This window comes from Archangium violaceum, assembly GCF_016859125.1.
In the GTDB taxonomy this organism is placed as follows: Bacteria; Myxococcota; Myxococcia; order Myxococcales; family Myxococcaceae; genus Archangium; species Archangium violaceum_A.
Map to the genome: position 1 here is coordinate 9,070,696 of NZ_CP069338.1, position 21,998 is coordinate 9,092,693.

Below are 21,998 nucleotides of genomic sequence, written 5' to 3' on the forward strand. Positions count from 1 at the left end.
GAACCCACCGCCATGAGCACTCCCGAGACGAACGACACCACCGCCCGCCTGCGCGAAGCCGTCGTCGCCCTCAACAAGATGCGCGGCAAGCTGGAGTCCGCCGAGCGCGAGAAGGCGGAGCCCATCGCCATCGTCGGCATGGGCTGCCGCTTCCCCGGCGGAGCCACCGGCGCGGCCGGCTTCTGGCGGCTGCTGCGCGACGGCGTGGACGCCATGAGCGAGGTGCCGAAGGACCGCTGGGACCTCGACGCCTGGTACGACGCCAACCCGGACGCGCCCGGGAAGATGTACGTCCGCGAGGGCGGCTTCGTGGAGCAGGTGGATCGCTTCGACGCGGGCTTCTTCGGGATTACGCCCCGGGAGGCCGCGGCGATGGATCCGCAGCAGCGCCTGCTGCTCGAGGTGGCATGGGAGGCGCTGGAGAACGCCGGACAGGTGCCCACGCGGCTCGCCAACAGCCCCACGGGCGTGTTCGTGGGCGTGATGGGGAACGACTACTCGCGGCTCCAGATGCGCATGGATGATCCGGCGCGGATCGATCCGTACACCGGCACCGGGTATGCGTGGAGCTTCCTCGCCGGGCGGCTGTCGTTCCTGCTGGGACTCCAGGGGCCGAGCATGGTGGTGGACACCGCGTGCTCCTCGTCCCTGGTGGCCGTGCACCTGGCGGTGCGGAGCCTGCGCAGCGGCGAGTGCAACCTGGCCATCGCCGCCGGAGTGAGCCTCATCCTCGCGCCCGAGTCGAACGTCATCATGTGCCAGCTCAAGGCGCTGGCGAAGGACGGGCGGTGCAAGACGTTCGATGCCTCGGCGGACGGGTACGGGCGGGGCGAGGGCTGTGGCGTGGTGGTGCTCAAGCGCCTGTCGGACGCGCTCGCCTCGGGGGATGAGATCCTCGCGGTCATTCGAGGCACGGCCACCAACCACGACGGGCCGAGCGGCGGCCTCACCATTCCGAACGGAGCGGCTCAGCAGGACGTCATCCGCCGGGCGCTGGCCAATGGAAGGGTGGCGCCGCACCAGGTGAGCTACCTGGAGGCCCATGGCACCGGCACGTCGCTGGGAGATCCGATCGAGCTGCGCGCCATGTGGGCGGTGCTCGGGCAGGGCCGGCCCGCGGAGCGGCGGCTGACGGTGGGCTCGGTGAAGACGAACTTCGGCCACCTGGAGGGCGCCGCGGGTATCTCGGGGCTCATCAAGCTGGCGCTCGCGCTGCGGCACAAGCAGATCCCCGCGCACCTGCACCTGAAGAATCCCAATCCATATATCGATTGGGACCGGATGCCCATCGACATCCCGAGGCAGCTCGCGGCGTGGGACGTGCCCTCCGGAGAGTCGCGCATAGGTGGTGTCAGCTCCTTCGGTCTGAGCGGCATCAACGCGCACGTGGTGCTGGAGGAGGCACCGGAGCGCAAGGAGCCGGTACGGGCGCAGGTGGCGCGAGAGGTGGTGTTGCCGCTGTCGGCGAGGAGTGAGGAAGCACTGAAGGCGCTGGCGGGCGAGTACGTGAAGGCGCTGGAGGAGCAGGGCGCGCCGGGAGTGGAGGAGGCGGGGTACACGGCGGCGGTACGAAGGGCGCACCACGAGCAGCGGCTGGCGGTGGTGGGGGCGAGCCGGGAGGAGTGGACGGAGAAGCTGCGAGCGTGGATGAGGGGAGAGGAGCGCCCCGGGCTGGCGGTGGGGAAGGTGGAGGAGGGACGGAGGGGCAAGGTGGTGTTCGTGTTCCCGGGCCAGGGCTCGCAGTGGGAGGGAATGGGCCGGGAGTTGATGGGGAAGGAGCCGGTATTCCGGCAGGCGATAGAGGCGTGCGACGCGGCGTTGAAGAGGCACGTGAAGTGGAGCCTGAAGGAGGTGCTGGAGAAGGGGCAGGGGTTGGAGAAGGTGGAGGTCATCCAGCCGGCGCTGTTCGCGGTGGAGGTGGCGCTGGCGGCGATGTGGCGGAGCTGGGGAGTGGAGCCGGACGCGGTGGTGGGCCACAGCATGGGAGAGGTGGCGGCGGCGCACGTGGCTGGGGCGCTGAGCCTGGAGGACGCGGCGCGGGTCATCTGCGAGCGAAGCCGACTGGTGGCGAGCACGAGCGGTAAGGGCGGGATGGCGGTGGTGGAGCTGGGAGCGGAGGAGGCGGAGAAGCGGATAGCGAGCAAGGGCGGGAGAGTCTCCGTCGCGGCGAGCAATGGGCCGCGGAGCACGGTGCTGGCGGGAGAGAAGGAAGCGTTGGGGGAGGTGCTGAAGGAGCTGGAGGGAGAGGGAAAGTTCTGCCGGTGGGTGAAGGTGGACTACGCCTCGCACTCGGCGCAGATGGAGCCGCTGAAGCCGGAGTTGATGCGAGTGCTGGGCAGCGTGAGGCCCAAGGCTGGCAACGTGCCCATCTACTCGACGGTGACCGTCACCTCGGGAGACGGCGCGGACTTCGACGCGAGCTACTGGGTAAAGAACCTCCGGGAGCGGGTGCGCTTCGCGGAGACGGTGAAGAAGCTGAAGGAGGAGGGACACGGACTCTTCGTGGAGATGAGCCCGCACCCCATCCTCAAGAACGAGGTGGAGGGCAGCGCCGAGGGCGGTGTGATCGCGCTGCCGTCGCTGCGTCGTGGAGAGCCGGAGCGAGCGGCACTGCTGGGTTCGCTGGGCGCGCTGTACGCGGCGGGCCACGAGGTGGACTGGACGAAGCAGCATCCCCAGGGCGGCCGGCTCGTGGCCCTTCCCACCTATCCCTGGCAGCGCCAGCGCCACTGGTTGGAGGGCCTCGACGCGGGTGGAAACAGGAGCGCGCGCAACCGGGCCACCTCGCGCCATCCCATGCTGGGTGACTCGTTGCATGCGTCAGTGGGCCCAGGCACTCGCTTCTGGGAGATCGATCTCGGCCTGGAGCGGCTGCCCTTCCTCGCGGACCACCGCGTGCAGGAGGCGATCATCCTGCCAGCAGCCGCGTACCTGGAGATGGCCACCTCGGCCGCCATCGAGGGCTTCGGCGCCGAGTCCCCACGCGTCGAGGACGTGCGCTTCTCCCGAGCCCTCTTCCTGCCGGACGAGGGGACTCGCCGCGTGCAACTCGCGCTCACCCCGGAGCCGGGCGGGCGCGTGTCCTTCCAGGTGTCCAGTGCGTCGCCGGATGAGCATACGTGGACGCTGCACGCCTCGGGCTCGCTGCGTCTGGAGGCCGCGCCGTCGAAAGACACCGCCACCCTGGACGAGGCTCAGGTGCGGGCTCGCTGCTCGCAGCAGGTATCAGGGGCCCGGCACTACGAGGACTCGAGGGCGCGCGGGCTCGACTACGGTCCTGGCTTCCAGGGCGTCGAGTCGCTCTGGCGCCGCGATGGAGAGGCGCTCGGCCGCATCCAGCTTCCCGCGCCGGTGGCGCCGGCCGCGGGCGCTTATCGCATCCATCCCGCGCTGCTGGACGCCTGCTTCCAGGTGGTGACGGCCGCCGTGCCAGCGGATGCCATGGATCAGGACGAGACGTACCTGCCCGTGGGCATGGAGTCCTTCCGAATCCTCGCGCCGCCCAAGGGCTCGCTCTGGAGCCACGCCACCCTGCGCCGCGCCGAGGATGGCAATGGCTTCGTGGGCGACGTGCTCATCCATGACGCCGAGGGCCAGCTCGTCGGCGAGGTCCACGGCATCCGCGCACAGAAGCTGGACGCCACGAAGAGCGGCGACTCGCTGGAGGACTGGCTGTACGAGGTGCGCTGGGTGCCCCGCGCGCGCCCCGTGCGCACCGAGCGTCCCGCCGAGGCCGGAAGGTCGAGCTGGCTCGTGCTCGCTGATGAGAGCGGGGTTGGTTCCTGGCTCGTGACCCGGCTCCAGGCCCGGGGCGAGCGCGTCGTGCTGGTGACTGCCTCGTCCGGAGCGGCGGGACTCGTCCTCGAATCGCCCGAGCGCTACAAGATCGATCCGAGGCGCCCCGAGTCCTTCCGTCAGCTCATCGCCGAGGCCTTCGGGGCGAAGCCACCCGTGGGCGTGGTGCACCTGTGGAGCCTCGATGTGGCCTCGCCCGGCCTGGACAGCGCGGCGTGGCTGCGCGAGGCCGAAATGCTCAACCCCACGAGCGTGCTGCACCTGTCCCAGGCGTTGGCTGGAGCGGGGTGGAGCAAGGCGCCCCGGTTGTGGCTCGTCACCCGGGGCTCGCAGCCGGTGGGCTCGAGGCCGGTGCTGCCGGGTGGATCCTCCATGTGGGGCATGGCCCGCTCCCTGGAACTCGAGAGCCCCGAGTGGCGTTGCACCGCGGTGGATCTCGACACGGAGGGAGAGATCTCCACCCAGGCCGCGAGCCTGCTCGACGAGCTGGACGCGGATGACACCGAGACCCAGGTGGCCCTGCGGGGCACGGAGCGCTCGGTGGCGCGGCTCGTCCGTGCGTCCGCGCCTCGTTCCGATGCGGCGGGTGCCCGGGTCGCGGCGGCGGGTCGCCCGTACCGGTTGGAGATTTCCCAACCCGGCCTGCTGGAGAACCTGACGCTGCGCGAGATCGTGCGTCGCGCTCCGGGCGCAGGCGAGGTGGAGATCGAGGTGCGCGCCGCGGGCCTCAACTTCCTGGACGTGCTGTCCGCGCTGGGCATGCGCCCGGATGTGGAGCCGGACGGGGTGGTGAAGCCGGGTGGCGAGTGCTCGGGCGTGGTGGTGGCGGTGGGCGAGGGTGTCACCGAGGTGCGTCCGGGGGACGCGGTCATCGCCCTGGCGCCCTTCAGCTTCAGCACCCACGTCACCACCTCGGCGACCTTCGTGGCGCTCAAGCCGCCGCACCTGTCCTTCGAGGAGGCGGCGGGCATCCCCATCACCTTCATGACGGCCCACTACGCGCTGAACCACGTGGGCCGGTTGCAGCGCGGGGAGCGGGTGCTCATCCACTCGGCCTCGGGTGGCACGGGGCTCGCCGCCGTGGCGCTGGCCCGGCTCGCGGGCGCGGAGATCTTCGCCACCGCGGGCAGCGAGGAGAAGCGCGCGTACCTGCGCTTCCTGGGCATCCATCACGTGATGGACTCGCGCTCGCTGGCCTTCGCCGAGGAGATCCGCGGCCTCACCGGCGGCGAGGGCGTGGACGTGGTGCTCAACTCGCTCAGCGGCGAGGCCGTCTCCACGAGTCTCTCGGTGCTCGCGCCCTATGGCCGCTTCCTGGAGATCGGCAAGCGGGACATCTACGAGGACCGGCGATTGGGACTGGCCCCGTTCCAGCGCAACCTGACCTACTCGGCCATCGATCTGGCGCGCATGCTGCGTGAGCGGCCCGCGCTCGCGGGTTCACTGCTGCGCCAGGTGGTGGCCCTGTTCGCGGACCGCACCCTGTCGTCTCCGCCGGTGCGAGCCTTCCCGCTGTCCCATGCGGAGGAGGCCTTCCACCACATGGCCCAGGCACGGCACATCGGGAAGATCGTCCTCTGCCCGGACGTCTCCCCCGAGGTCCGCATCGCGCCGCTCGCCGGCGCCGTCCGGCCAGATGGCACGTACCTCATCACGGGGGGGCTGGGAGGTATCGGGCTGGTGCTCGCTCGCTGGCTCGTGGAGCAGGGGGCGCGCCACATCGTCCTGTTGGGACGCGGCCGGCCCACGTCGCAGCAGGCCCAGGAGACACTCGCCCGGTTGTCGGCGGCGGGAGCGCGGGTGGTGGTGGCGTCGGCGGATGTCACCCAGCCAGAATCCCTGGCCGTGCTCCTCGCGGACATCTCCCGCAGCGGACCTCCGCTGCGTGGCATCTTCCACGGTGCGGCGGTGTTGGACGACGGCATCATGCTGCAGCTCGATCGCGAGCGCCTGCACCGGGTGATGGCTCCGAAGGTGGAGGGTGCGTGGAACCTGCACACCCTGACGAGCGGACAACCCCTGGACTTCTTCGTTCTCTTCTCCTCGGCGGCCTCGGTGCTCGGCGCGCAGGCCCAGTCCAACTACGCCGCGGCCAATGCCTTCCTCGATGTGCTGGCCTGGCACCGGCGGACACGGGGGCTGCCGGCCCAGAGCATCAACTGGGGTCCCTGGTCCGAGGTGGGTCTCGCCGCGGCGCGGCCCGAGCGGGGCGCCCGTCTGGAGTCGTACGGCTTGAGCAGCATCAGCCCCACCCAGGGTCTGGAGATCCTCGAGCGGCTGCTGCGTGAGGACCGGGAGCAGGTGGTGGTGCTGTCCTTGAACGTCGCGCGCTTGCGGCGCTCCCCTCAAGTGATCATGTCTCGTCCCCTGTTGGTCGAGCTCCTTGCGGGAGAGGGTGAGGCGGGCGGTGTCCGGCTCGATGCCGCCGCCATCCTGCGCACCCTCCGCTCCGTGCCGCCCCCCGAGCGCCGCTCGCTCCTCGAGTCTCACCTCCAGGAGCAGGTGGCCCGCACGCTCCGCATGGCTCCCGAGAAGCTGTCGTTGATCCAGGCGCTCAACCGGATGGGGCTCGACTCGCTCATGGCCATGGAGCTGAAGAAGCGTGTCGAGGCCAGCCTCGGGGTGTCGCTCCCCGTGGTTCGTTTCCTGAAGGGCCCCAGCATCTCCGAGCTGGCCGGAGAGCTGCTGGAGCACATCGCCACCGGAGACGCGCTCGAAGCCGTCCTGGTGCCCACGGCCGCCACCCCGGCCGCGGATGATGGAGAGTGGGAGATCGTACGTCTATGAGTATCCAGGTGTTGCTGTCCGAGCTGGCCCGCCGTGGCATCCAGCTCTCCCTTGTCGAGGGGCAGATCGACGTACGCGCGCCCAAGGGCTCCCTCACGCCCGAGCTACGCAACGAGCTGGCCCGCAGCAAGGAGGAGCTCCTGGCCGTCATGCGCGCTCGCGCCGGGGGGGGCGAGCGCCAGCTCCCGCAGCTCGTTCCGGATCCGGCCCACCGTCATGAGCCCTTTCCGCTCACGGACATCCAGCAGGCCTATTGGATCGGCCGCAGCGCCGCGTACGACCTGGGCGACGTCTCCATCCACCTCTATACCGAGCTGGATGCCGTGGGGCTGGACCTGGAGCGGCTGGAGCACGCGTGGAACGCGGCCATCGCCCGACATGACATGCTGCGCGCCGTCATCCTGCCGGACGGACGCCAGCAGATCCTCCCGGAGGTGCCCCGGTACTCCTTCCCCGTGAGGGATCTGCGTGGGCGGTCCGCGGCCGAGGTCGAGGCGGAGCTGGCGGAGGCCCGCGAGCGGTTGTCGCACCAGGTCTTCCAGGCGGACCAGTGGCCCACCTTCGAGGTGAGCGCCACGCGGATGGATGGCGATCGCACCCGCGTCCACGTGAGCGTGGATCTGCTCCACATCGACGGCGGAAGCCTGCTGCTGCTCAACCAGGATTGGATCCAGCTCTACCTGAATCCGGACAAGGCGCTGCCACCGCTGGAGCTGTCCTACCGCGACTACGTGCTGGCGGAGCAGGCGCTGCACGAGACGGAGCTGTACCGGCGCTCGATGGACTACTGGCGCGAGCGCGTGAAGGCGTTGCCGCCCGCCCCGGAACTGCCGCTGGCGAAGAAGCCGGGCTCGCACGGGAGCACCCGCTTCACCCGCCGCGATGGCCGCCTGTCCCCGGAGCTGTGGAGCCGGGTGATGGCCCGCTGCACCGCGCTCGGCCTCACTCCGTCCGCGGTGCTGATGGCCGCCTACGCGGAGGTGCTCGCCGCCTGGAGCCGCAACCCCCGGCTGACGCTCAACGTCACCCTCTTCAACCGTCTGCCGCTGCACCCGCAGGTGAACTCCCTGCTGGGTGACTTCACCTCGATGATCCTCCTCGGGGTGGATGGCTCGGTGTCGGAGCCGCTCGTCTCGCGCGTGCAGCGCCTGCAGGAGCAGCTCTGGACCGACCTGGAGCACCGCTACGTGAGCGGCGTGCAGGTGCTGCGCGAGCTGGCCCGCTACAACGGGACGGAGGCGGGTGGCATGCCCGTCGTCTTCACCAGCCTGCTCAGCCTGGGCGCGCAGGGGTACCGCCCGCCCGTCACCTCGTGGAAGGCTCTGGGCGAGGTGGCCTTCAGCCTGACGCAGACGCCGCAGGTGTGGCTGGACAACCAGGTCTTCGAGGAGGAGGGCGCGCTCGTCTACCACTGGGACGCGGTGGAGGCGCTCTTCCCGCCGGGGATGCTGGACGCCATGTTCGCCGCGTGGAACGAGCTGCTGCTGCGGCTGGCCACTCGCGAGGAGACCTGGAGCGAGCTCCGGGCCCAGCGCGTGCTGCCTCCGTCCGAGCAGCTCTCCGCCCGCGAGGCCCTCAACGCCACCTCCGCGCCCATTCCGGACAAGTCGCTGCCCCAGCTCCTCGCCGAGCAGGCCGCGCTGCGGCCCCAGCACCGCGCCGTGGTGTCCTCCTCGAAGGTGCTCACCTATGAGGAGCTCACCCGCCGGGCCTTCCACCTGGGCCAGCGTCTGGCCTCGCTGGGGGCTCGCACGGACGCGCCCGTGGCGGTGGTGATGGAGAAGGGCTGGGAGCAGGTGGTGGCCGTGTACGCCATCCACTCGGCGGGCGCGCCCTACCTGCCGGTGGATCCGGAGGTGCCTCCCGAGCGCCTGCGCTATCTGCTCCAGCAGGGCGAGGTGCGTCTGGTGCTCACGCAGCCCCAGCTGGACGCGCGGCTCTCGTGGCCCGAGGGCGTGCAGCGCCTGCTCGTGGAGGACGGCCCCGTTCCCGAGCCCGTGGCTCCGGCCGCGCTCCCGCGCTCCAACGACCTGGCCTATGTGCTCTACACCTCGGGCTCCACCGGTCTGCCCAAGGGCGTGATGATCGAGCACCGGAGCGTGATCAACCGCATCCTCGACATCAACGCGCGCTTCGCGGTGGGTCCGGAGGACAAGGCGCTCGCGCTCACGGCGCTGCACCACGACCTGTCCGTCTATGATCTCTTCGGTGCGCTGGCCGCGGGCGCCACGCTCGTCATCCCGGACGCCGACAAGGTGAAGGATCCGTCGCACCAGGCCGAGTGGATGGCTCGCGAGGGCATCACCTTCTGGAACTCGGTGCCGGCGTTCCTGGAGATGCTGGTGGAGCATCTGGAGCAGGCACCCGAGGCTCCGGCTCCGAGCGCGCTGCGCAAGGTGATCCTCGCGGGCGACTGGATTCCGGTGACGTTGCCGGAGCGGCTGCGCGCGAAGGTGCCCGAGGTGCGCATCATCGCCTCCGGTGGCCCCACGGAGACCACCGTCTGGGACATCTGGTACGAGGTGGGGACGGTGGATCCGTCGTGGCCGAGCATCCCCTACGGCAAGCCGCTGGCGAACGCGCGCTACCACGTCCTCAACGAGATGCTGGAGCCGTGCCCGGTGTGGGTGCCCGGACAGCTCTACATCGGCGGCGCGGGCCTGGCGCGTGGTTATTGGCGGGATGCGGAGAAGACGCGCGCCAGCTTCATCACCCACCCGCGCACCGGTGAGCGTCTCTACAAGAGCGGAGACCTGGGCCGCTGGCTGCCGGACGGGAACATCGAGTTCCTCGGCCGCGTGGACTTCCAGGTGAAGATCAACGGCCAGCGCATCGAGCTGGGGGAGATCGAGACCACGCTCACCCAGCACCCGCGTGTGCGCAACGCCGTCGCGCTGGTGGCGGGCGGGGAGCAGGGCAAGAAGCACCTGGTGGCGTACGTCGTCGCCGACGAGCAGTCGAAGGAGCCGGAGAAGGCGGAGACGCCCGCCGCGCTCGAGCCGGCTCAGGGTGGAGGCATGGGCCCGAGCATGCTGACGGATCCCGTGCAGCGGCTCGAGTTCAAGCTGGCGAAGCGTGGTGTGCGGAAGGTGGAGCCGGGCGAGGAGGTTGTGGAACTGCCCGCGCCGGCCATCGATGAGTCGCTCTACGCGCTGCGCCGTAGCCACCGCGAGTTCCCGAAGCCGGTGACGATGGAGCAGCTCGGGCGGTTGTTGCAGAGCCTGGTGTCCATCGAGGCCGGAGGGCTGCCGAAGTACCGTTACCCGTCGGCGGGCGGCCTGTACCCGGTGCGGCTCTATGTGTCCGTGGAGCCGGGCCGCGTCGAGGGACTGCCGGGCGGCGTCTACTACCACCACCCGGCGCAGCATCGGCTGGTCCGCGTGTCCGGCGAGGCTCTGGGGCAGGAGATCCACGCGCCCGCGAACAAGACGATGGCGGCCCAGGCCGCGTTCACCATCTTCCTGGTGGGCCACCTGGCGGCCATCGCCCCCATGTACGGCCCGATGGCGCGGGATTTCTGCCTGCTCGAGGCTGGCTACATGGGTCAGCTCCTCATGACCGAGTCGGCTTCGTGCGGCATCGGCCTGTGTGGCCTGGGATTGGTGGACGCCGAGGCCGTCCGGAACCGGCTCGGCCTGGGGGCGGACGACGTGCTGGTGCACTCGCTCGTCGGTGGTGGTGTGGAGGTGTCCAGCGTGCTGAAGCCTCCGGCGGAGGAAGGGGGCGGTGCGCCTCGCTCGCTCGCGGAGGAGTTGCGGGACTTCCTGCGCGCCCGGCTGCCCGGGCACATGGTGCCGCGGCTCGTGCTCAAGGACGCACTACCCCTCACGCCCAACGGGAAGGTGGATCGCAAGGCCCTGCTGGCCGAGGCGGTGGTCTCGACCGTCGAGGAGGTCTACGAGGCCCCCACGGGCAACCTCGAGGGCGTGCTGGCGGAGATCGTCCAGCAGGTGCTCGGGCTGGAGCAGGTGAGCGTCACACGGAACTTCTTCGACCTGGGCGCCAACTCGCGGCACGTGGTGCAGATCCACGGCAAGCTGAGGCAGGCACTCGGGATGGACATCAAGGTGACGGATGCCTTCCGCTATCCCTCCATCCGCGCGCTGGCGGCCCACCTGGGCCAGGCGCCCCAGGGGGAGTCGGTGACGCAGAAGGGGCGGAATCGCGCCGAGGCACGGCTCGCATCGCGCAGCCGCAGGCAGGGCTGAACTCCCGCAGCACGGAACGGCAAGGACGGACGAAGAGATGAGCAGCAACATGGACATCGCCATCATCGGCATGGCGGGCCGCTTCCCCGGCGCGAAGGACCTGGACCAGTTCTGGCGCAACCTGCGCGACGGGGTGGAGTCCATCCGAAACTTCACCGACGAGGAGCTGGCCGCCTCGGGGGTGAACCCGTCGCTGCGCTCGAACCCCCGCTATGTGCGTGCCGCGCCGGTGCTCGAGGACGTGGACCGCTTCGACGCGGGCTTCTTCGGCTTCAACCCTCGCGAGGCCGAGCAGTTGGATCCGCAGCAGCGGCTGTTCCTGGAGTGCACCTGGGAGGCACTGGAGCGCGCGGGGTACGACCCGAGGCGCTTCCCGGGCTCCATCGGCCTCTATGCCGGCGCGAGCATCAGCACGTACCTGCTCGGCAACCTCGCCGGTGAGCGGGACCTGACGATGTCCGTGGAGAACCTCCAGACACTCCTCGGCAACGACAAGGACTACCTGGCCACCCAGGTGGCCTACAAGCTGGACCTCCGCGGCCCCGTGCTCACCGTGCAGACGGCGTGCTCCACGTCGCTCGTGGCCGTGCACCTGGCCTGTCAGGCACTGCTCGATGGTGAGTGCGAGCTCGCGCTGGCCGGTGGCGTCACCGTCCGTCTGCCACACCACGCGGGGTACTTGTACCAGGAGGGTGGCCTCTTCTCCCCCGACGGGCACTGCCGGCCCTTCGATGCCGATGCGAAGGGCACGGTGTTCGGCAGTGGCGCGGGCGTGGTGGTGCTCAAGAAGTTGGAGGACGCTCTCGCCGATGGCGATCGGATCCACGCCGTCATCAAGGGCTCGGCCATCAACAACGATGGCTCGCGCAAGGCGGGGTTCACCGCGCCGGGCATCGAGGGCCAGGTGGAGGTCATCTCCGCGGCGCTCGGTGTGGCGCAGGTGGCGCCAGAGACGATCGGCTACATCGAGGCGCACGGTACGGGCACACCGCTGGGCGACCCGATCGAAGTGGATGCGCTGTCCGAGGTCTTCGGGAACGCGACGAAGGCGAAGCGTTTCTGCGCGCTCGGGGCGGTGAAGGCCAGCATCGGTCACCTGGAGGCGGCGGCGGGCATCGCGGGGCTCATCAAGACGGTGCTCGCGCTGGAGCACCGGCAGCTTCCCCCGAGCCTGAACTTCGCGAAGCCCAATCCGCAGATCGACTTCGACAACAGCCCCTTCTTCGTGAACACGCGGCTCGCGGAGTGGAAGCGGGGAGCCACGCCACGCCGGGCCGGAGTGAGCTCGTTCGGCATCGGCGGCACGAACGCGCACGTGGTGCTGGAGGAGGCACCGGAGCGCAAGGAGGCCGTGCGGGCCCCTGCACAGGTGGCGCGAGAGGTGGTGCTGCCGCTGTCGGCGAGGAGTGAGGAAGCACTGAAGGCGCTGGCGGGAGAGTACGTGAAGGCGCTGGAGGAGCAGGGCGCGCCGGGAGTGGAGGAGGCGGGGTACACGGCGGCGGTGCGCAGGGCGCACCACGAGCAGCGGCTGGCGGTGGTGGGGGCGAGCCGGGAGGAGTGGACGGAGAAGCTGCGAGCGTGGATGAGGGGAGAGGAGCGCCCCGGGCTGGCGGCGGGGAAGGTGGAGGAGGGGCGGAGGGGCAAGGTTGTGTTCGTGTTCCCGGGCCAGGGCTCGCAGTGGGAGGGAATGGGCCGGGAGTTGATGGGGAAGGAGCCGGTATTCCGGCAGGCGATAGAGGCGTGCGACGCGGCGTTGAAGCGGCACGTGAAGTGGAGCCTGAAGGAGGTGCTGGAGAAGGGGCAGGGGTTGGAGAAGGTGGAGGTCATCCAGCCGGCGCTGTTCGCGGTGGAGGTGGCGCTGGCGGCGATGTGGCGGAGCTGGGGAGTGGAGCCGGACGCGGTGGTGGGCCACAGCATGGGAGAGGTGGCGGCGGCGCACGTGGCGGGGGCGTTGAGCCTGGAGGACGCGGCGCGGGTCATCTGCGAGCGAAGCCGACTGGTGGCGAGCACGAGAGGTAAGGGCGGGATGGCGGTGGTGGAGCTGGGAGCGGAGGAGGCGGAGAAGCGGATAGCGAGCAAGGGCGGGAGAGTCTCCGTCGCGGCGAGCAATGGGCCGCGGAGCACGGTGCTGGCGGGAGAGAAGGAAGCGTTGGGGGAGGTGCTGAAGGAGCTGGAGGGAGAGGGAAAGTTCTGCCGGTGGGTGAAGGTGGACTACGCCTCGCACTCGGCGCAGATGGAGCCGCTGAAGCCGGAGTTGATGCGAGTGCTGGGCAGCGTGAGGCCCAAGGCTGGCAATGTGCCCATCTACTCGACGGTGAGCATGAAGGCGGGCAGTGGGGCCGACTTCGACGCGGGCTACTGGGTGAGGAACCTCCGGGAGCGGGTGCGCTTCGCGGAGACGGTGAAGAAGCTGAAGGAGGAAGGACACGGACTCTTCGTGGAGATGAGCCCGCACCCCATCCTCAAGAACGAGGTGGAGGGCAGCGCCGAGGGCGGTGTGATCGCACTGCCGTCGTTGCGTCGCGGAGAGCCGGAGCGAGCGACACTGCTGGATTCGCTGGGCGCGCTGTACGCGGCGGGCCACGAGGTGGACTGGACGAAGCAGCATCCCCAAGGCGGCCGGTTCGTGGCCCTGCCCACCTATCCCTGGCAGCGCCAGCGCTACTGGATCGAGCCGAGCGCCGAGCAGCCCCGGCGGATGGCCCGGCTCGCGAGTGGCGCGCATCCTCTCTTGCAGCATCGGCTGGAGCTCGCGGCGGATGCCCGCTCGTCGATCTGGGAGGGAGAGCTCGACGTCCGCGCGTTGCCGTACCTCGATGACCACAAGGTGGAGGGGACGGTGGTGGTTCCGGGCACCGCGTACCTGGAGATGGGGCTCGCGGCCGCCGCGGAGGTGCTCGGTGCCGAGGGACTCGTCCTGGAGAAGGTCGAGTTCAAGAAGGCGCTCGCGCTGCCCGAGGGGGCGGTACGCCTCCAGGTCTCCGTCTCCCGAGACGCGGATGACGTGGCCTCCTTCTCCGTGCACAGCCGGGGACAGGCCGACGGCAGCCCGTGGATCCTCCATGCCGAGGGCTCGCTGCGGCGTGGCCGGAGCGCCGAGGTGGTGGAGTTGATCGACTCCATCGTCACCCGCTGCGCCGAGGTCCCGGTGGGCGCGCACTACGAGGCCCTGCGCGCGCGTGGGCTCGAGTACGGCCCCTCCTTCCAGGGCATCACGCGGCTGTGGCGGCGAGAGGGCGAGGCGCTGGCCCGCGTTCAGCTCTCCGCGACCCTCGCTCCGGAGGCGTCCTCCTACCGGGCCCACCCCGCGCTGCTGGACGCGGGTCTCCAGGTCCTCGCGGCAGCCGCGCCTCGGGGTGATTCGGGTCAGTCCTCGGACACGTTCCTCCCCGTCGGCATCGAGCGCCTGCGCCTCCATGCCTCGCCCTCGGGGCCGCTCTACAGCCACGCCACGCTGCGGGCCTCGCACTCCGCTGACGAGCTCGAGGGAGACATCCTCCTCCTCGACGAGCAGGGGCGCGCCGTCATCGAGATCCTCGGCCTCCGGGCCCGGCGGCTCGAGACCGGGAGCCAGGGCGATGACGTGGACTCCTGGTTCTACTCGCTCGCCTGGCGGCCCGTGTCGCGTTCGGCCGCCGCTGTGGCGGAAGCTCGCGGTGCGTGGTTGCTCCTGGCGGATCCCCACGGGCTCGCCGAGCGGCTGGCCCCGATGCTCGGGACCCGCGTGGTGCTGGTGCAGGCGGCGCCGGGGCTCGCTTCCGGGCATGAGCGGATCGGGCCGGAGCGCTACCGGTTGGATCCGGCGCGCAAGGAGTCGTTCCGTCAGCTCCTCGCCGAGGCCTTCGGGAACGAGGCACCGTCTGGCGTGGTGGACCTGTGGGCCCTCGGCACCGAGCTGCCCGAGGACGCGGGGCCCGAGGTGTTCCCGGCCGCCGAGGCGGTGGGGACGGTCGGTGCGCTGCACCTCGTCCAGACCGTGCTCCAGGCGGGCTGGCGTGATGCGCCGCGTGTGTGGCTGGTGACGCGCGGAGCCCAGGCGGTGCTGGAGTCCGAGCAGGCACCGCTGTCTCCCGTGCAGGCTCCGTTGTGGGGTCTGGCTCGCTCCGTGGTTCATGAGCACCCGGAGCTACGCTGCACCGCCGTGGATCTGGCACCGGTGCCCGACGCGCGTGACGCCGCCGTCCTGGCCGAGGAGCTCCGCTCCGCCGACAAGGAGGAGCAGGTCGCGCTCCGGGGCGAGGCGCGTTACGCCGCTCGGCTCGTGCGTGGCTCGGCGCAGGTCTCTTCCTCCTCCGAGGCCCTGCGTCCGGCGGAGGAGCGTCCGTACCGGTTGGAGGTGGCGAGCGCCGGCGTGCTGGACAGCCTCGTGCTGCGCGAGGTGCCGCGCCGCGAGCCCGGGCCCGGCGAGGTGGAGATCCGGGTCCGAGCGGCCAGCCTCAACTTCCTGGACGTGCTGTCGGCGCTCGGGGCGCTCCCGGGTGCCGCGCCGGGTGAGTCTCCGCGGCTCGGTGGCGAGTGCGCGGGCGTGGTGGTGGCGGTGGGCGAGGGCGTCTCGGCTCTGAAGCCGGGGGACGAGGTCGTCGCCATCGCGAGTCACTGTTTCGGCACGCACGTGACGACGCTCGCGGCCTTCGCGGTGCGCAAGCCGGCACACCTGTCCTTCGAGGAAGCCGCGGGGCTGCCCGTGGCCTTCATGACGGCGCACTACGCGCTCCACCGTCTGGGTCACGTCGAGACTGGGGAGCGGGTACTCATCCACGCGGCCTCGGGTGGTACGGGTCTCGCCGCGGTGCGGATCGCCCAGCGGGCCGGCGCCGAGGTCTTCGCCACCGCGGGCAGCGAGGAGAAGCGCGCGTACCTGCGCTCGCTGGGCATCCGGCACGTGATGGACTCGCGCTCGCTGGCCTTCGCCGAGGAGATTCAAGGCCTCACGGGCGGCGCGGGCGTGGACGTGGTGCTCAACTCGCTCGCGGGCGCGGCCATCCAGAAGGGCCTGGAGTCACTCGCTCCCTACGGCCGCTTCCTGGAGATCGGCAAGCGCCCCATCTACGAGAACTCGCGGGTGGGGTTGCTGCCCTTCCGGCGCAACCTGGCCTACCACGCGATCGATCTGTCGCGGATGGCGATGGACCGCCCCGAGCGCTTCGCCGGGCTGCTGCGCGAGGTGATGGAGCGCTTCGAGCGGCGAGAGCTGGAGCCGCTGCCGGTGACGTGTCTGCCCATCACCGAGGCGGCGGAGGCCTTCCGGCGCATGGCGCAGGCGAAGCACATCGGCAAGCTGGTGCTGTCGCTGGACGTGCCGGACGTGCGGATCGCCCCGCCGGCCGAGGCCGTGCGGATCCGGCCGGATGCCACCTACCTCATCACCGGAGGCCTGGGTGGAGTGGGTTCGGTGCTGGCCCGGGCGCTGGTGGCCCGAGGCGCGAAGCACCTGGCCCTGCTGGGGCGCGGTGGCGCCACCACTCCGGCGGCGCGTGAGGCGGTGGCCTCGATGGAAGCGGCGGGAGCTCGGGTGCTCGTGCTGCGCGCGGACGTGGCGGATGCCGCGCAGCTCGGCGAGGCCCTGGCGCGTATCCGGGCGGAGCTGCCTCCCCTGCGGGGCATCCTCCATGGCGCGGTGGTGCTGGATGACGGCGTCGTGCTCCAGCAGACGCCGGAGCGCTTCCGCACGGCCCTGGCACCCAAGGTGGACGGCGCGTGGAACCTGCACCGGCTCACCCGGAACGAGCCGCTGGATTTCTTCGTGATGCTCTCCTCGGTGGTGTCGGTGCTGGGCTCGCCGGGCCAGGCCAACTACGCGGCGGCCAACTCCTTCCTGGACACGCTGATCTCCGAGCGGCGTGCGCGTGGGCTGCCGGGACAGAGCATCAACTGGGGCCCGTGGGCCGAGGTGGGCCTCGCCGCCGCGCAGGAGAACCGCGGTGCCCGAGCGGCCTCGCACGGTATGTCCAGCATCCCACCCGAGGCCGGTGCCGAGGCCTTCATGCGTACCCTGCTCGGTGGGGCTCCGAGGCCGGTGGTGACGCCCTTCCACCTGCGGCGGTGGATCCAATCCTTCCCTCGCGCCGCCGCCTCGCCGCTGCTCGCCGAATTGGTGGCGGAGCAGGGTGCCTCCGCTGGAGCCCAGGCCGGCGCCTTCCGTGCGGCGCTGCTGGCCGCCGAGCCTCCCGCACGCCTGCCCCTGCTCGAGTCCCACCTGCGCGAGCAGCTCGCTCGCGTGCTCCGGTTGGATCCCTCGCGGATCGATCGGCAGACGCCGTTCAACACATTGGGTCTGGACTCCCTCATGGCGCTCGCGCTGCGCAACCGCCTGGAGGAGAGCCTGGGCCTCACCCTGTCCGTGACGGTCGTCTGGGGCTACCCGACGATCGCCGCGCTCGCGCCACATCTGGCGGCCCGCATGCAGGTGCCGCTCGCCCCGGCCGCCGAGGCCGCGCCCCAGGAGCAGAAGGACCGGGGCGCCCTCGACGAGGCGATGCGCGAGGTCTCCACACTCTCCGAGGACGATGCCCTCCAGGCGCTGCTCGCCGGTCAGGGCTGAAGCCGACCCATGAGCCAATCCACCCCTCCCAGGGAATCCCTCTCCGCCGTCAAGCTCGCGCTGCTGGCGCGTCAGATGCGCTCGAAGATCGAAGGCGTGGAGCTGCTGCGCTCCGAGCCCGTCGCCGTGGTGGGGCTCGGCTGCCGCCTGCCCGGCGGCGTCGGCTCGCCCGAGGACTTCTGGCGCCTGCTGTCCGAGGGCCGGGATGCCATCGTCGAGGTGCCTCGCGATCGCTGGGACATCGACGCCTGGTTCGATCCGGATCCGGAGGCGCCCGGCCGCATGTACACACGCTGGGGCGGCTTCCTGGACCAGGTGGACCGCTTCGATCCCGAGTTCTTCGGCATCTCGCCGCGCGAGGCCCAGCATATGGACCCGCAGCAGCGCCTGCTGTTGGAGGTGGCCTGGGAGGCCCTGGAGGACGCGGGCATGCCGGCGCCCTCGCTCGCCGGGAGCGCCACGGGCGTCTTCGTGGGCGTCAGCCTCAATGACTACTCGAGCCTCCAGTTCGCGGATCCGCGCCAGCTCAGCGCCTATGCCGGCTCGGGTTCGGCCAACTGCATCGTCGCCAACCGGCTCTCGTATCTGTTGGACCTGCGCGGCCCCAGCATGGCGCTGGACACCGCGTGCTCGTCGTCGCTCGTGGCGGTGCACTCGGCGGTGCAGAGCCTGCGCGGTGGCGAGTGCCGCGTGGCCCTCGCGGGCGGCGTGAACGTGATGCTGTCCCCGGAGATCACCGTCGCCCTGTGCCGGTCGCGGATGCTCTCGGCGGACGGGCGCTGCAAGACGTTCGACGCCCGGGCGGATGGCTACGTGCGCGGCGAGGGCTGCGGCGTGGTGGTGCTCAAGCTGCTCTCCGATGCGCTGACGGACAAGGACCGCATCCTGGCCGTCATCCGTGGCTCGGCGGTGAACCAGGATGGCCGCAGCAACGGGCTGACCGCGCCCAATCTGCTCGCGCAGCAGGCGCTGCTCCGGCAGGCGCTGGCCAACGCCCAGGTGCGGCCCGAGGAGATCTCCCTCATCGAGGCCCATGGTACGGGCACCTCGCTGGGAGACCCCATCGAGGTGGACGCGCTCCGGCAGGTGTACGGCGGCACTCGGCCCGAGGCGACATGCGCGCTGGGCTCGGTGAAGACGAACATCGGCCACCTGGAGGCGGCGGCCGGGATCGCGGGGTTCATCAAGACGGTGCTCAGCCTGCGGCACCAGACGATCCCCCCGCACCTGCACTTCCGCGAGCTGAACCCGAATGTCCCGTTGGCGGGCTCGTCCTTCTACATTCCCACCGCGCCGAGAGCGTGGGAGCCGGGCCCGGTGGGGCGGCGCCTCGCGGCGGTGAGCTCGTTCGGTTTCGGAGGCACCAACGCGCACGTGGTGCTGGAGGAGGCCCCGGTGTTGCCGCGGCCCGCGGCGGCGGGTGTCGAGCGTCCCGCTCACGTGCTCACTTTGTCGGCCCGGCGTCCGGAGACACTGCGAGCACTCGCGGGCCGGTACGCGGAGCACCTCGCGCGCGCGCCCGAGCCGTCCGTGGCGGACGTGTGCTTCAGCGCGTACACGGGCCGGGCGCACTTCGAGCACCGCGCGGCCGTGGTGGGCTCCACCGTCACTGAGCTGCGCGAGAGCCTCACCGCGCTCGCGGAGGGCGGCGAGGCCGTGGGGCTGAGCCGGGGACAGGTGGCGGAGGGCGGTGCGCCAGCGGTGGCGTTCCTCTTCACGGGCCAGGGCAGCCAGTACGTGGGCATGGGGCGCGGCCTGTACGAGTCCCAACCGGTGTTCCGTCAGGCGCTGGACCGGTGTGCCGAGGTGCTGCGCCCGTTGCTGGAGCGGCCCCTGCTCTCCGTGATGCACGCGAAGGAGGGGAGCCCCGAGGCCGCTCTGCTGGACGAGACGCGGTACACGCAGCCTGCGCTGTTCGCGCTGGAGTATGCGCTGGCGGAGCTGTGGCGCTCGTGGGGCGTGGTGCCTCGGGTGGTGATGGGGCACAGCGTGGGCGAGCTGGCCGCGGCCTGCGTGGCGGGTGTCCTCAGCCTGGAGGACGGGCTGAAGCTGACCGCCGAGCGCGCGAGGTTGATGCAGTCGTTGCCGAGGGGCGGGGCCATGGCCGCCGTCTTCGCGGAGCCGGAGCGCGTGGCCGCGATGTTGGGCACGGGCTCGGAGGTCTCCATCGCCGCCATCAATGGACCCACGGACACCACGGTGTCCGGCCGGCGAGAGGCGGTGTTGGCGCTGCTGGAACGTCTCCAGGCCGAGGGCGTGAAGACGCGCGAGCTGCCGGTATCACACGCCTTCCACTCGGCGCTGATGGAGCCGGCGATGGACGCCCTCGAGGGGGTCGCGGCGCGGTTCTCGTATCAAGCGCCGAAGATCGAGCTCATCTCGAATCTCACGGGCGATACGCAGCGGTCCGTATCGGCCGCGTATTGGCGCCGGCATGCGCGCGAGCCCGTGCGCTTCGAGGCCGGAATGCGGGCGCTGCACGCGCGTGGGGTGCGTCTCTTCGTGGAGGTGGGTCCCTCGCCGACGCTGCTGGGACTGGGTCAGCGCTGTGTGCCCGAGGACGCTTCCGCCTGGGTGCCGTCGTTGCGCAAGGGGCGCGACGATGTGCGGCAGGTGCTCGCGGCGGTGGGCACGCTGTACACGCGCGGAGTGGGCATCGACCCGGTGGTCTTCAACCAGGGCCCGAGGCGCCGGGTGCCGGTGCCAACGTACCCGTTCCAACGGCAGCGCTACTGGCTCGATGGCGTGCGACGCCCGGCCGTGGATGGCACGGCCAGGGAGCCCGAGGCCCGCGACGAGGGCTTCCACTCGCTGGAGTGGCGTCCTCGCGAGCGGCAGGTCTCGGGAGCGAAGGCCGAGGGCCGGTGGCTGGTCCTGACGGACGCGCGAGGCGTGGGCGATCGGCTGGCGGCACTGCTGGAAGCGCGCGGCGGCACGGTGGTGCGGGCCCCGCTGGGGAGCGTGAGCGCGGACACGGAGGGCGTGCGGCGGCTCGTGCGCGAGGTGCTCGCGGGTGGGCCGGTGCGCGGCATCGTCCACCTGTGGAGCCTGGACCTTCCGGCGCCCACTTCCGAGGATGTCTCGGTGCTGGAGCGGGCCCGGGCGGTGGGCTGCGGCAGTGTCATCACGATCCTCCAGGCGATGGAGGAGGCCGCGCAGGGGACTCCACCCCGGCTCTGGCTGGTGACGCGTGGCGCACAGGCCACCGGGAAGTCCGAGGCTCCGGCCGTGGCGCAGGCGCCGCTGTGGGGCCTGGGCCGGGTCCTCGCACTGGAGCAGCCGGAGGCGTGGGGTGGATTGATCGATCTCGATCCGTCCTCGCCCGCCGGTGAGGAGGCGCGGCTCGCGGCGGAGTTGTTGGAGCCAGATGGAGAGGAGCAGGTGGCGCAGCGTGGACAGCGGCTCGCCGCTCGTCTCGTTCCCCCTTCGGAGGCTCCGGCGAAGGAGCTGACTCCGAAGGCGGACGCCACGTACCTCGTCACGGGTGGATTGGGGGCCATTGGCCTGCACGTGGCGCGGTGGCTGGTGACGCGAGGTGCCCGGCACCTGGTGCTGATGGGGCGTCGTGGCACCACGGCCGAGGCCCAGGGGGCGGTGCGCTCGTTGGAGTCGGCGGGTGCCCGGGTGGAGGTGGTGGCCGGCGATGTCTCGGTGCGTGCGGACGTGGAGCGGGTGCTGGAGCGGATCCGGACGGGAATGCCTCCGCTGAAGGGCATCGTCCACGCCGCGGGAATCCTGGACGACGGCATCCTGCTGCGCATGGACCCGGAGCGGCTGGCTCGCGTGATGGCGCCCAAGGTCGCGGGATCGTGGAACCTGCACGCGCTGACGGCGGGCCTGTCGCTGGACTTCTTCGTCCTCTTCTCGTCGAGCGTGTCGCTGCTGGGTGGGCCGGGTCAGGGCAACTACGCGGCGGCCAACGCCTTCCTGGACGCGCTGGCGCATCACCGGCGGGCACTCGGACAGCCGGCGCTGAGCATCCACTGGGGTCCGTGGTCCGAGGGTGGCATGGCCGAGCGGACGGCGGCGGGCAGGTGGACCTCCATGGGCGTGTCGCCCCTGTCGCCCGAGCAGGGTGTGAGGGCGTTGGGCCGGTGGCTCGCGTCCGGGGCCGCGGAGGTGGGGGTGTTCCCGATCGACTGGCCGGTGTTCCTCGGCGCGATGCCCTCCGTGCCTCCGCTGCTGTCCGAGCTCGCGGGCGGTTCGCGGTCCCCCGGCGAGTCCTCGCCGAAGGATGCCGGGCCCTCCGTGTTGCTCCAGGGGCTGATGGCCGCCGCGGACTCCGAGCGCGAGGAGCTGCTGGCCACCCACGTGCGTACGGAGGTGTCCACGGTGCTCGGCCTGGATGCGTCGCGTGCGCCCCAGCCCCGGCAGGGCTTCTTCGAAATGGGCATGGACTCGCTCATGGCCATCGAGCTGCGCAAGCGGCTCCAGGCCTCGCTCGGCCGCACGCTGCCGGCCACGCTCGTCTTCAACTACCCGACCGTGGAGTCCCTCTCCCGGCATCTGGCCGCACTGCTGGCTCCGGAGCCACGAACCGCCGCCATGCCCACCGAGGAGGTGGCTCGGGACGCCGCCCTCCTCGCCGAGGTGGAGGGCCTGTCCGACGACGAGGTCTCGTCCGAGCTGGCCGAGCTCGCCAACCAGCTCCTCGAGGAATGATCCGC

4 protein-coding genes are annotated in these 21,998 nt (G+C 71.1%); all 4 read left to right on the forward strand.

The window, feature by feature from the left end; all coding sequences use genetic code 11:
• Positions 1 to 12 precede the first annotated feature (12 nt).
• From JQX13_RS38570 to JQX13_RS38585, 4 genes are read left to right on the forward strand one after another with little or no spacing between them, the layout of a single operon-like run.
• Complete coding sequence (locus JQX13_RS38570; protein ID WP_203404414.1) at positions 13 to 6,582, forward strand: type I polyketide synthase; 6,570 nt, start codon at positions 13 to 15, stop codon at positions 6,580 to 6,582.
• The gene (locus JQX13_RS38575) at positions 6,579 to 10,790 is read left to right on the forward strand and encodes a non-ribosomal peptide synthetase (protein WP_203404415.1); all 4,212 of its coding nucleotides are present in this window, start codon (positions 6,579 to 6,581) and stop codon (positions 10,788 to 10,790) included. Before JQX13_RS38570 ends, JQX13_RS38575 begins: the two co-directional genes overlap by 4 nt.
• A gap of 37 nt (positions 10,791 to 10,827) precedes the next feature.
• The gene (locus JQX13_RS38580) at positions 10,828 to 17,331 is read left to right on the forward strand and encodes a type I polyketide synthase (RefSeq protein WP_203404416.1); all 6,504 of its coding nucleotides are present in this window, start codon (positions 10,828 to 10,830) and stop codon (positions 17,329 to 17,331) included.
• Between the two features lie 9 nt (positions 17,332 to 17,340).
• Positions 17,341 to 21,993, forward strand: coding sequence for a type I polyketide synthase (locus JQX13_RS38585; protein ID WP_203404417.1), 4,653 nt, complete (start codon positions 17,341 to 17,343; stop codon positions 21,991 to 21,993).
• The last annotated feature ends 5 nt before the right edge of the window (positions 21,994 to 21,998 follow it).